Origin of the sequence: Pseudomonas sp. C9 (genome assembly GCF_002000165.1) — a bacterium.
Taxonomy (GTDB): Bacteria; Pseudomonadota; Gammaproteobacteria; order Pseudomonadales; family Pseudomonadaceae; genus Aquipseudomonas.
The window spans coordinates 4,258,615-4,270,904 of the sequence record NZ_MPAK01000001.1; the positions used below are offsets into that span (position 1 = coordinate 4,258,615).

The 12,290-nt window shown below is 59.0% G+C and carries 11 protein-coding genes; 9 read left to right on the plus strand and 2 right to left on the minus strand.

Annotation, left to right across the window (positions count from 1 at the left end; translation table 11 throughout):
* Positions 1-15: 15 nt before the first annotated feature.
* Together BMS17_RS19910 and BMS17_RS19915 are read left to right on the plus strand one after the other, a co-directional pair.
* Positions 16-1,326 carry an MFS transporter gene (locus BMS17_RS19910; protein WP_046031711.1) on the plus strand — a complete coding sequence of 437 codons (1,311 nt, stop codon included), beginning with the start codon at positions 16-18 and terminating at the stop codon, positions 1,324-1,326.
* 60 nt (positions 1,327-1,386) lie between these two features.
* Positions 1,387-2,190 carry an IclR family transcriptional regulator gene (locus BMS17_RS19915; protein WP_046031712.1) on the plus strand — a complete coding sequence of 268 codons (804 nt, stop codon included), beginning with the start codon at positions 1,387-1,389 and terminating at the stop codon, positions 2,188-2,190.
* On the opposite strand, the gene BMS17_RS19920 is transcribed toward BMS17_RS19915, so the two are convergent.
* A complete protein-coding gene (locus BMS17_RS19920; RefSeq protein WP_077431559.1) occupies positions 2,187-3,239 on the minus strand; it encodes an NAD(P)-dependent alcohol dehydrogenase in 1,053 nt (350 codons plus the stop codon). The genes BMS17_RS19915 and BMS17_RS19920 overlap by 4 nt on opposite strands.
* A gap of 190 nt (positions 3,240-3,429) precedes the next feature.
* Here BMS17_RS19920 and BMS17_RS19925 point away from each other — a divergent pair, with 190 nt between their 5' ends.
* Positions 3,430-4,320 carry an AraC family transcriptional regulator gene (locus BMS17_RS19925; protein WP_046031714.1) on the plus strand — a complete coding sequence of 297 codons (891 nt, stop codon included), beginning with the start codon at positions 3,430-3,432 and terminating at the stop codon, positions 4,318-4,320.
* 168 nt (positions 4,321-4,488) lie between these two features.
* Here the strand turns inward: BMS17_RS19925 and BMS17_RS19930 are convergent, their stop codons facing one another.
* Positions 4,489-6,153 (minus strand): electron transfer flavoprotein-ubiquinone oxidoreductase, encoded by a 1,665-nt coding sequence (locus BMS17_RS19930; protein ID WP_046031715.1) that lies wholly within the window; start codon positions 6,151-6,153, stop codon positions 4,489-4,491.
* A gap of 547 nt (positions 6,154-6,700) precedes the next feature.
* On the opposite strand from BMS17_RS19930, the gene BMS17_RS19935 reads away from it, so the two are divergent.
* The 6 genes from BMS17_RS19935 to BMS17_RS19960 all read left to right on the plus strand — a co-directional run bounded on the left by BMS17_RS19935 (position 6,701) and on the right by BMS17_RS19960 (position 12,231).
* Positions 6,701-7,450, plus strand: coding sequence for an electron transfer flavoprotein subunit beta/FixA family protein (locus tag BMS17_RS19935; protein WP_007945693.1), 750 nt, complete (start codon positions 6,701-6,703; stop codon positions 7,448-7,450).
* A complete protein-coding gene (locus tag BMS17_RS19940; RefSeq protein WP_046031716.1) occupies positions 7,451-8,380 on the plus strand; it encodes an electron transfer flavoprotein subunit alpha/FixB family protein in 930 nt (309 codons plus the stop codon).
* A gap of 197 nt (positions 8,381-8,577) precedes the next feature.
* Positions 8,578-9,405 (plus strand): ABC transporter substrate-binding protein, encoded by an 828-nt coding sequence (locus tag BMS17_RS19945; protein WP_046031717.1) that lies wholly within the window; start codon positions 8,578-8,580, stop codon positions 9,403-9,405.
* A gap of 9 nt (positions 9,406-9,414) precedes the next feature.
* Positions 9,415-9,771 (plus strand): DUF4398 domain-containing protein, encoded by a 357-nt coding sequence (locus tag BMS17_RS19950; protein WP_077431561.1) that lies wholly within the window; start codon positions 9,415-9,417, stop codon positions 9,769-9,771.
* Positions 9,768-10,580: an OmpA family protein gene (locus tag BMS17_RS19955; RefSeq protein WP_046031719.1), complete on the plus strand. Its 813-nt coding sequence runs from the start codon at positions 9,768-9,770 to the stop codon at positions 10,578-10,580. The genes BMS17_RS19950 and BMS17_RS19955 overlap by 4 nt, the downstream gene beginning before the upstream one ends.
* Before the next feature lie 211 nt (positions 10,581-10,791).
* Positions 10,792-12,231: a PLP-dependent aminotransferase family protein gene (locus BMS17_RS19960; RefSeq protein ID WP_046031720.1), complete on the plus strand. Its 1,440-nt coding sequence runs from the start codon at positions 10,792-10,794 to the stop codon at positions 12,229-12,231.
* Positions 12,232-12,290 lie beyond the last annotated feature (59 nt).

Consider the following 12,290-nt stretch of genomic DNA (forward strand, 5'->3'; position numbering starts at 1 on the left):
GAAGAGGCACTCCTCATGCAACCGCAAACCCTCACTGGGCAAGCGTCGTTGGTGACGCCCAGTCGCAAGCGATTTTTCATCATGGTCCTGCTGTTCATCACGGTGGTGATCAACTACCTGGACCGCAGCAACCTGTCCATCGCGGCCCCGGCGCTGACCAGCGAATTGGGGATCGATCCGATCCACGTCGGGTTGATCTTCTCGGCGTTCGGCTGGACCTATGCCGCGATGCAAATCCCTGGCGGCTGGCTGGTGGACCGTGTGCCGCCGCGCATCCTCTACAGCGTCGCCTTGCTGCTGTGGTCGATCGCTACGGTGATGCTCGGTTTCGCCGCCAGTTTCATCGCGTTGTTCGTGTTGCGCATGGCGGTCGGTGCTCTGGAAGCACCGGCGTACCCGATCAACAGCCGCGTGGTCACCACCTGGTTTCCCGAGCGCGAACGCGCCACGGCCATCGGTTTCTATACCTCCGGGCAGTTCGTCGGCCTGGCGTTCCTGACGCCGGTATTGGCCTGGCTGCAACACGCCTACGGCTGGCACATGGTGTTCGTCAGCACCGGCGCAGTGGGGATTCTATGGGCGGTGATCTGGTATGCGGTGTACCGCGAGCCCCGGGATTTCAAAGGCGCCAACGACGCTGAAATCGACTTGATTCGCGAGGGCGGCGGGTTGGTGGATATCCAGGCTGAACAAGCCAAAGTCAAAGCGAAATTCAGCTGGACGGACCTCGGGATTGTTCTGACCAAACGCAAACTCTGGGGCATCTACCTCGGGCAGTTCTGCCTCAACTCGACGTTGTGGTTTTTTCTGACGTGGTTCCCGACCTACCTGGTGAAATATCGCGGCATGGACTTCATCAAGTCCGGCCTGCTGGCGTCGCTGCCGTTTCTCGCGGCCTTCGTCGGCGTGCTGTGTTCGGGTTTTTTCTCGGATTTTCTGATTCGTCGTGGTTACACCGTAGGCTTCGCCCGCAAGCTGCCGATCATTGGTGGCCTGCTGATTTCCACCTCGATCATCGGCGCCAATTTCGTCGAGTCGACGCCGTTGGTCATTGCATTCCTGGCGTTGGCCTTTTTCGGCAACGGCCTGGCTTCGATCACTTGGTCGCTGGTATCGACCCTGGCCCCGGCACGGTTGCTGGGACTGACCGGCGGGGTATTCAATTTCATCGGCAACCTGTCGGCGATTGCCACGCCCATTGTCATCGGCTTCCTGGCGACCGGTGATTCGTTTGCCCCGGCGATTACCTACATCTCGGTGCTGGCGTTGATGGGCGCGCTTTCCTACATCTTGCTGGTCGGCAAAGTCGAGCGTATCAAGTTGTAGTCGCAGGCATCGGGCGACCATAATGCCGCCCGTTCACTCGCTCAACGGTAAAGGCTGGATATGCAGGAAGACGCCCCAAAAATCGCCAAGGACGCCGCACCGACCGGCACCCAGACACTGCTTCGTGGTCTGGGTGTGGTTCAGGCCGTGGCCAGCGGCGCCCGCGATCTCAAGGAAATCGCCCGGCTGATCGGCACGACGCGCAGCACCACCCATCGTCTGGCCAGTTGCCTGGTGGACGAACGTTATCTGCGCGTGGTGCCGCAGGTCGGTTACCTGTTGGGGCCCAAGTTGATCGAACTGGGTTTCCAGGCGCGCGAAGAGTTGCCGTTGGTGACGCTGGCCGGGCCGTATCTGGATGAGTTGTCGGCGTTGACTGGCGACACCGTGCACCTGGCGATTCGTGAAGGTGACGAAGTGCTGTACCTGCACAAGAATCCGGGGCGCAATGGCCCGGAAATGCGTTCGCGGGTCGGCCATCGCATGCCGTTGGCGCGCACCGGGATCGGTAAGGCGTTGATGCTCGATGACACGCAGCAAGAGTGGCAACGGCTGTACGAAGTCAGCTTGCCGGCGGGTGGGAAAAATCAGTTCTGGCCGCTGCACCCGGAGCAGTCCTGGGAGCAGTTTCAGCAGCGCATGGTCGAGTACGTGGCGGGTGGTTACGCCTTTGACCTGGAAGACAACGAACCGTCGATCCGTTGCGTGGCGGCACCGATCCGTGATGCGAGCAAACGCATCGTCGCCGGCATCAGCATCGCCAGCACCGTGCCGTACATGCCGCTGGAAAAAATGGCCGAGCTGATTCCCCTGATCAAAGGGGTCACGGCCCGGCTGTCGGCGGAGCTTGGCCTGAAGGTTTAAACCTTGAGGGTCGCCATGTCGATCACGAAACGGTACTTGACGTCACCGGCGATCATGCGGGCGTAAGCCTCGTTGATCTGGCGAATGTCGAGCATTTCGATGTCGCACGTGATGTTGTGCTCGGCGCAGAAATCCAGCACTTCCTGGGTTTCGGCAATGCCGCCAATCAACGAACCAGCCAGCATGCGACGGCCCAACACCAGTTTGGCGGCGTGCACGGGCGGGTCCACCGGTTCGATCAAGCCGACCAGAATGTGCACGCCGTCGAAGCGCAGGGTGTCGAGGTAGGGATTGAGGTCGTGCTGCACCGGAATGGTGTCCAGCAGGAAGTCGAAATAGCCAGCCGCTGTTTTCATCTGCTCGGCATCGGTGGACACGATCACATGGTCCGCGCCCTGACGCCGGGCTTCTTCAGCCTTGCTCGCCGAACGGGTGAACAACGTGACTTCGGCGCCCATCGCCTTGGCGAACTTGATGCCCATGTGGCCGAGGCCGCCCATGCCGAGAATCCCGACTTTGTCGCCAGGCTTCACGCCGTAGTGTTTGAGCGGCGAGTAGGTGGTGATGCCGGCGCACAGGATCGGCGCGGCGCAGGCCAGCGCAAGTTTTTCCGGGATGCGCACCACAAAGTGTTCGCTGACGACGATGCTGTCGGAGTAGCCGCCCATGGTGTTGCTGCCATCGACCCGGTCCGGGGTGGCGTAGGTCATCGTCGGGCCTTCCAGGCAATATTGCTCAAGGTTGGACTGACAGGCTTCGCAGCTGCGGCAGGAGTCGACCATGCAACCGACACCGACCAAATCGCCGACTTGGTGTTGGGTAACGTTCGCACCGATGGCAGTGACTTTGCCTACGATCTCGTGGCCGGGCATTAGCGGGTACACGGCAATGCCCCACTCGTTTCGCGCCTGGTGGATGTCGGAATGGCAGACGCCACAGTAGAGAATCTCGATGGCAACGTCGTCGGCGCGAGGGCTGCGGCGTTCGAATTTCATCGGGGCGAGGGGAGTGGAGGGCGACTGGGCGGCGTATCCGATGGCGGTGTACATGAGGAACCTCGCAAAAGCAGTGACAGGTGAAGCGGCGCATTTTGGGCGCCACGCCGATCACCGGCCATGGCGATTCCTCCGGGTGTCATGCCTATTCCTCCGGCATCAGCCTTTGACCGATCCCATTGGTAACCAGACCTGCGATGATGCTTTCATCCCTTTTCTCGCGACTTTTTTGTGAAGAGCTTCCATGCAGTTGACCCGTCACCTCGATGCCAATGCCTCCCTGGTTTCGCTCATCGAGCCACTGTCCACCCGTGATGGCTTCGTGCCGACTGCATTGCCGGGCGTGCAGGTTTTACGCGCCAGTTGCGATGTCGCCCGTGGGCCACAGATCTATGAACCGAGCCTGGTGATCATCGCCCAGGGCAGCAAACTGGCGTATCTGGGGCCGCGCACCCTTGAATATGGCGCCGGGCATTATCTGATTCAGGCGCTGCCGGTGCCGTTCGAGTGTGAAACCTTTGCGGCACCCGGCGGGCCGATGCTGGGGGTGTCGGTCGCGATCGACAGGGTGATGCTGGGCGAGTTGGTGCTGGCAATGGGGTTGGCGCCGGGGCGTCATATTGCGGCGCAAACGCCAGAGTCCATGACTTCGGCGGTGCTCGATGATGAGATGCGCGGATGTGTCGAGCGGCTGCTGCGTTGTCTGCACGATCCGCTGGAGAGCCGGATCATGGGCCCGGCGAGATTGCGTGAATTGTTGTTTGTGGCGCTGCGTGGACCTCAGGCCGACGTGTTGCGGGCGCTGGTGGAGCAACAGGGGCAATTCGCCCGGATTGCAGCATCACTCAGTCATCTGCATGCGCATTACACCGAACCGTTGAATGTCGAGACCCTGGCCAGTTGCGCGAACATGAGTGCGTCGACGTTCCACGAGCATTTCAAGCGCAGCACATTGTTGTCGCCGGTGCAGTATCTCAAGCGTTTGCGGCTGCTCAAGGCGCAGGCGTTGCTGATGTCGGAGGGACTGGGCGTCGCGCAGGTGGCGCACCGTGTGGGGTATCAAAGCACGTCGCAATTCAGTCGCGAGTACAAGCGGTACTTCGAGCGTAATCCTGGGGAAGAACGTGTCGCCTGAGTTGGCAATGGATCCGCCTGTAGGAGCCGAGCTTGCTCGCGATAGCGGATTGTCATCCGACATCATTGTTGTCAGACACACCGCTATCGCGAGCAAGCTCGGCTCCTACAATATTAGCGGGCAACAAAAAGGCCCCCATTCGGGAGCCTTGATGTTCAGGCGTTCGGCTTACATATTCGGGTAAGTCGGGCCGCCAGCACCTTCCGGTGTGACCCAGGTGATGTTCTGTGCAGGGTCCTTGATGTCGCAGGTCTTGCAGTGAACGCAGTTCTGGGCGTTGATCTGGAAGCGCTTTTCGCCGTCTTCCTTGGTGATCACTTCGTACACGCCGGCCGGGCAATAACGTTGAGCGGGTTCATCGTACAGCGGCAGGTTTTTGCCGATCGGGATGCTCGCATCAGCCAGTTTCAAGTGGCACGGCTGCTCTTCTTCGTGGTTGGTACCGGAGATGAACACCGAGCTGAGTTTGTCGAAGCTGATCTTGCCGTCCGGTTTCGGGTAGTCGATCTTCTTGCAGTCGACCGCGAGCTTGAGGCAAGCGTAATCCGGCTTGGTATCGTGCAAGGTGAACGGCAGTTTGCCGCCGAAGATGTTCTGGTCCAGCCAGTTGAAACCACCGCCGACGATCGCGCCGAACTTGTGGATCGCCGGGCCGAAGTTACGGCTGGCGAACAGTTCGTCGTAGAGCCAGCTCTTCTTGAAGGCGTCGACGTAAGTGGTCAGCTCTTCGGTGCCGTCTTTCTCGGCGAACAGCGCTTGGGCCACGGATTCAGCGGCGAGCATGCCGGATTTCATCGCGGTGTGGCTGCCTTTGATCTTGGCGAAGTTCAGGGTGCCGAGGTCGCAACCGATCAGCGCGCCGCCCTTGAAGACCATTTTCGGCAACGAGTTCAAGCCGCCTTTGCAGATAGCACGCGCGCCGTAGCTGATGCGCTTGCCGCCTTCCAGGTACTGCTTGAGCACCGGGTGATGCTTGAGGCGCTGGAACTCGTCGAACGGCGACAGGTAAGTGTTGCTGTAGGAGAGGTCGACGATCAGGCCGACGACCACCTGGTTGTTTTCCAGGTGATAAAGGAACGAGCCGCCGGTGTTCTCGGTGCCCATGATGTCCAGCGGCCAGCCAGCGGTGTGAACCACCAGGCCCGGCTGATGCTTGGCTGGATCGATTTCCCAGATCTCTTTCAGGCCGATGCCGTAATGCTGGGCATCGGCTTCGCTGTCGAGGTTGAAGCGCTTGATCAGTTGCTTGCCGATGTGGCCACGGCAGCCTTCGGCGAACAGCGTGTATTTGCCACGCAGTTCCATGCCAGGGGTGTACAGGCCTTCTTTCGGATTGCCTTCACGGTCAACACCCAGGTCGCCGGTGATGATCCCGCGAACCACGCCGTTCTCGTCGAACAGCGCTTCCTGAGCGGCGAAGCCCGGGTAGATTTCCACGCCCAGGTTCTCGGCTTGCTGGGCCAGCCAGCGGCACAGGTTACCCAGGGAGATGATGTAGTTGCCTTCGTTGTGCATGGTCTTGGGCACAAAGAGGTCCGGAACTTTTTGCGCGCTTTCAGCGTTCTTGAGAACGAAGATGTCATCGCGGGTGACCGGCGTGTTCAGTGGGGCGCCGAGTTCTTTCCAGTCCGGGAACAGTTCGTTCAGAGCCCGAGGTTCGAACACCGCGCCAGAAAGAATGTGTGCGCCGACTTCGGAGCCTTTTTCGACCACGCAGACGCTGATTTCCTTACCGGCTTCGGCGGCCTTCTGCTTCAAACGGCAGGCGGCGGAAAGACCAGCGGGGCCGGCACCGACGATGACCACGTCGAATTCCATGTATTCGCGTTCCACAGGTTATCTCCTACTCAAGGCTCAACAGTTTTTTTTCTAATTGGAGGTTTGGTGTCGCATCCATGAATCCCGGCACAATGCCAGGAGAGGATAATCGATGAGCCACCTTTCTCTCTGGGTGGCGCATTATATCTACACCACTCTCAGCGTCCAATACAAACGTTTGTTTGAATTGGCTCAAAGCCAGAGAAATCAAAGTCACGCGGCTTACGAACGGCCATTTTGCCGTATTGACCGGAATAGGCGTTCCGGTCAAGATACGGTCGGTTTTGCGCTCGCCGTAGGCTGGCTGTTGGTTTCAAGAGCACTTCTAAAGACAGGGCGAAGGCCGTACAAGGTGATGCGTAGCGCAGGTTTGGCGCGCAGTTTACACGCCGCGATAATGAATGACTCCTCAGTCACTACTGACGAACGGTCATCATCATCGTGAGCGAAGGTCACTTGACACGATTGCCGGCGTTTTTAGAGGTGCCCTTGCGCCCGATGAGCATCAACCGCCAGGTTCGCCTAGGCGACTTTCTTTTCACCGGAGAGTAACGAGGAATCCATGAAGGTTCTTGTAGCTGTCAAACGCGTTGTGGATTACAACGTCAAGGTTCGCGTCAAGGCGGACAATTCCGGCGTCGACCTCGCTAACGTGAAGATGTCGATGAACCCGTTCTGCGAAATCGCAGTGGAAGAAGCCGTACGCCTAAAAGAGAAAGGTGTTGCGACTGAAATCGTCGTCGTCTCCGTCGGCCCGTCCACCGCTCAAGAGCAACTGCGCACCGCGCTGGCTCTGGGTGCCGACCGCGCCATCCTCGTCGAGTCCGCCGAAGACCTGACTTCCCTGGCCGTTGCCAAACTGTTGAAAGCGGTTGTCGACAAGGAACAGCCTCAGCTGGTGATCCTTGGCAAACAAGCCATCGACAGCGACAACAACCAGACTGGCCAGATGCTCGCTGCATTGAGCGGCTACGGTCAGGGCACGTTCGCTTCGAAAGTCGAAATCAGCGGCGACAGCGTTGCCGTGACTCGCGAAGTCGACGGCGGCGCGCAGACAGTTTCCCTGAAACTGCCGGCCATCGTCACCACCGACCTGCGTTTGAACGAGCCGCGTTATGCGTCCCTGCCAAACATCATGAAAGCCAAGAAGAAGCCTCTCGAAGTGCTGACTCCGGATGCTTTGGGCGTTTCCACCGCCTCCACCAACAAGACCGTGAAAGTCGAAGCGCCTGCTGCACGCAGCGCGGGTATCAAGGTCAAGTCGGTGGCTGAACTGGTCGAGAAACTGAAAAACGAAGCGAAGGTAATCTAAATGACTATCTTGGTTATTGCTGAACACGACAACAAAGTGCTGGCCCCGGCCACGCTGAACACCGTTGCTGCTGCTGCCAAAATCGGTGGCGACATCCACGTTCTGGTTGCAGGTCAGGGCGCTGGCGCCGTGGCTGAAGCCGCTGCGAAAGTCGCTGGCGTGGCTAAAGTGCTGCTGGCCGACAACGCCGCTTACGCTCACCAGTTGCCGGAAAACGTTGCTCCGCTGGTCGCTGAATTGGGCAAGGGCTACAGCCACATCCTGGCTGCCGCGACTTCCAACGGCAAAAACATCCTGCCGCGCGTTGCTGCCGCGCTGGACGTTGACCAGATCTCCGAGATCATCTCGGTTGAAAGCGCTGACACCTTCAAGCGCCCGATCTACGCCGGTAACGCTATCGCTACCGTTCAGTCGACCGCTTCGGTGAAAGTCATCACCGTGCGTGCTACCGGTTTCGACCCGGTGGCTGCTGAAGGTGGTTCTGCTGCTATTGAAGCCGTTGCTGCTGCTCATGACGCTGGCACTTCGAGCTTCGTTGGCGAAGAACTGGCCAAGTCCGATCGTCCGGAACTGACCGCTGCCAAAATCGTCGTTTCCGGCGGTCGCGGCATGCAGAACGGCGACAACTTCAAACACCTGTACGCCCTGGCCGACAAGCTGGGCGCTGCTGTCGGAGCATCGCGCGCCGCAGTCGACGCAGGTTTTGTACCCAACGACATGCAGGTCGGTCAGACCGGCAAGATCGTTGCTCCACAGCTGTACATCGCCGTCGGTATCTCCGGCGCGATCCAGCACCTGGCCGGCATGAAAGACTCCAAAGTGATCGTTGCGATCAACAAGGACGAAGAAGCGCCGATCTTCCAGGTGGCCGATTACGGCCTGGTGGCGGACCTGTTCGAAGCCATCCCCGAGTTCGAGAAGCTGGTTTAATCCAGCGGCCTGACTTATAAAGAGCCCGACCTTTTGGTCGGGCTTTTTTTTTGTTCTTCTGTAGGAGATGTCGAGTGAAACGAGGCTGCGATCTTTTGATCTTCCGCTTGGGATTCGAGTGGACCTGAAAATTCGCAGCCTCGTTTCACTCGACAGCTCCTACAGGCGATAACAGGGTTTTAGTGGAGAGTGTCGCCATGGATCTGCGCTGCGTAGTTGGCTGGTCATTACTGCTGGGCTTGACGGTGTTGCCGGCGTTGTCCAGTGCCGCGGGCAAGTGCGAGCGGCTGGTGGTAACCGGAAGTCCGGATGCGCCGCCGTACCTGTGGCAAGACCCGCAAGATCCAAAGCACCTGATCGGTGCCAGTGCTGATCTGTTGCAGCACGTGGCGGGGGAATTGGGCATCAAAGTCGAGTTGCTCTACGCCGGCAAACGCTCCCAGGCGCTGGACGAAGTGCGCAGCGGGCGCATGGACCTGCTGGCGGACACGCCATTGACGGTCACTGAGCTGGAAACCCTCGATTACATTCATCCGCCCCTACTGGAAAACGACTACCTGGTCTGGACACGTAAAGACTCGAAACTGGTCTACAACAACGTGCAAGACCTTCACGGCCATCCCGGCGCATTGTCGGAAAAGTCTCGAATGACCCCGGCATTCAGCACTTTTGCCGAGCAGCAACTGACGCTCAGCCGCACGCCCAACCTGACCCAGGCGTTTCAGAAACTGCTCTTGGGTGAAGTGGAGTTTGTTCTCGCGGGCCGCTATTCAGGCATGGCGGCCGCGCAGGCATTGAGCATGGCCAACGACCTGATCGCCCATGCCGAACCCGTCGACAAACCCGGCCTGTTCCTCGCGGTGTCTCATAACTCCGCCTGCAACGATCCTTGGTTGCGCGGACAGCTGGCCAAAAAGATGACAGAATTGCCCGCCTCAGGACTGGCGGACACCGCATTGCAGCGCAATATCGAGCGTTGGAAAGCGCAGCAACAGCAACAACCTGTCAGCGCCCCAAAACAGTAGGGATTTTTAGTGAGTATTCGACCTCTTTTCGCTGCCCTGGCCGTTCTGGCTCTGGCGGGTTGTGCAGCTGACCCTGCGCCGAATGAACAGATTCGCCTGACCGAACAGGCACTCGTACAAGCCAAAGCCGTGGGTGCCACCGCCGAAGACGTGCCGGAAATGAAGCTGGCCGAAGAAAAATTCGCCCGTGCCCAAGGCAACATGGCTGACCAGTCCTACAAACATGCGCGCATGCGGGCCGAGCAGGCCGAGCTGGACGCGCGTCTGGCTGAAGCCAAAGTGCTGACCCTCAAGAGCGAGGAGCAATTGAATGTGCTCAACACCCGCATCACTCGTTTGCGCAAGCAACTGGGAGATGTCCAATGAGCCTCAAGTCAACAGTTCTCGGCGGCTTGATCCTCGCCGGTTGTGCAAGCCTGTATGGGTGCGCCGGCCAACACAGTGAAGCCGCCTTGCAAGAGGCTGGCGCAGACTTCCAGAAGGTCAAGGAAGACTCCAATGTGCTGCGTATCGCGCCCAAAGACGTGATCCGCGCCGGTGAATCCCTGGCCCGCGCCGATCGTCTGTCCAGCTATTGGGGCAGTGGTTCGGACGTCGTGCATTACGCCTACTTGAGCCAGCGCTACAGCGAAATTGCGCGTGAGCACACCAATCAAGTGCTCAACGAAGAGCGCGCGGCGAAGCTCGAACTGGAGCGCCAGCGTCTGCAATTGGCTCTGCGTGAATCCAAACTGGTTAGCGTGCAACAGCAAGGCAAATGGCTCGAAGAACAGATCCTCGCATTGACCACTACTCAGACCGACCGCGGTCTGGTGATGACATTGGGCGATATGCTGTTCGATACGGGCGAGGCGGAGCTGAAGAACTCGGCCAACCGCGTGGTATTGAAGATCGTGCAGTTCCTGCAGCTTAACCCCAACCGCGTGGTGCGGATCGAGGGGTATACCGACAGCACCGGTGGCAAGCAGGACAATATCAAGCTGTCCCGTGACCGTGCACAGTCGGTAGCCGATGTGCTGATGGATCTGGGGATCGATGAAAAGCGCATTCATGTCGAAGGGTACGGGGATGAATACCCGGTGGACGTGAACGCCTCCGAGCGCGGTCGTGCGCAAAACCGCCGCGTGGAAATTGTTTTCTCCGACGAAAAAGGCCAATTGGGCGCTGCTCGCTAAGGGCTGCGTCATTGGAAAGCCCGGCCTGCCAGTCAGCGCCGGGTTTTTTTACGCCTGCAAACGGCTTCACGTTCTCCCAAAAAGCAGTACAGATTTTGCTGACACTGCACTGTATGGTCGACTATTGTGGCAACTGTCCCAGTACACTTCTAAACTGTTCCGGTATTGTTCCCCACAAGAATAAAATGCCCGTGAAATCGAGTGCTGCGTCATGACCAATCTTTTGCTCTACCAACGTATTGCTCAACAACTGGCCGAAGACATCCGCCGTGGTGTCTATCAACCGGGAGAGCGCGTGCCTTCGGTGCGCAAGATGAGTTCGCAGCTCAACGTCAGCCATGCGACGGTGTTGCAGGCGTATGCCAATCTTGAAGATCAGGGCCTGATCCGTGCCCGGCCGCAGTCGGGTTATTACGTTCACCAGACACCGGCCCTGACCGCGCCAACTCCCGACATTGCCCGGGTCGAGCGTCCAGGCCTGGTCACGCGCAGCAGCATCATTCAACAAGTGTTGGTCGAATCCCGCCGCGAAGGCGTTTTTCCGCTGGGCGCCGCAGTGCCCAGCGTCGATTACCTGCCGGTGCGGGCGCTGCATCAGCAATTGGCCAAAGTCACCCGATTCCACAGTCCGCGTGCCTTCAGCTACATGTTCAGCCCAGGTTTTGAACCGTTGCGCCGGCAGGTGGCGATCCGCATGCGCGATGCCGGTGTGGTGGTTGATCCCTCCGAAGTGGTCATCACCCACGGCTGCGTCGATGCATTGCAGATGTCATTGCGGGTACTGACTCGGCCCGGCGACCTGATCGCCGCCGAATCACCGACTTATTATGGTCTGCTGCAACTGGCCGATTTGCTCGGTCTCAAAGTGATCGAAATCCCTAGCGACCCCGCTACCGGCATGAGCCTGGAAGCCCTGCAACTGGCGGCCAATCAATGGTCGATCAAGGCGCTGGTGTTGACCACGCGTCTGAGCAATCCATTGGGCGGAACCATGCCCGAGGAACGCCAGAAACAATTGCTGCGCCTGGCGTCGGATTTCGACATCCAGATTGTCGAAGATGATATTTACGGCGAGCTGATGTTCGAGCAGGGGCGCACCAAATCGCTCAAGGCCTACGATCGGCTGGATCGGGTCATCTATTGTTCCAGCTTCTCCAAGACCTTGTCGCCGGGCGTGCGGATCGGCTGGATGATCGCTGGCAAGTACCAGCAGGAAATCCAGCGCTTGCAGACGTTCAGTACCCATTCGGCCTGCAGCGTCACGCAAATGGGCATTGCGGCTTATCTGGAAAACGGCGGTTACGACCGGCACTTGCGCTACATCCGTCAGGAATACCGCAAGAACCTCAGCGCCTTTCAGCTCGCAGTCCAGCAATACTTCCCGGAAGGCACGCAGATGACCCGGCCTACTGGCGGCTTCATTCTGTGGGTCAGTTTGCCGGGACGGGTAAACACACAGGAACTGCACGTACGGGCGTTGCAGCAGGGCATCAGCATCGCGCCGGGGCTGATCTTCAGTAACACCGAGCAGTTCAATCACTGCATTCGGCTGAACTGTGGCATCCCCTGGAATCGAGAAGCCGAACGTGCCTTGATGACCTTGGGGATGTTGGCGACGCAACTTTGCCAGGAGATGGCCGGCGGCTTCTAAGCCGTCGTGCGGTCGTTTTGCGCGGTGCTTGTCATGTGACGTGCAACAGGCGAGCATAT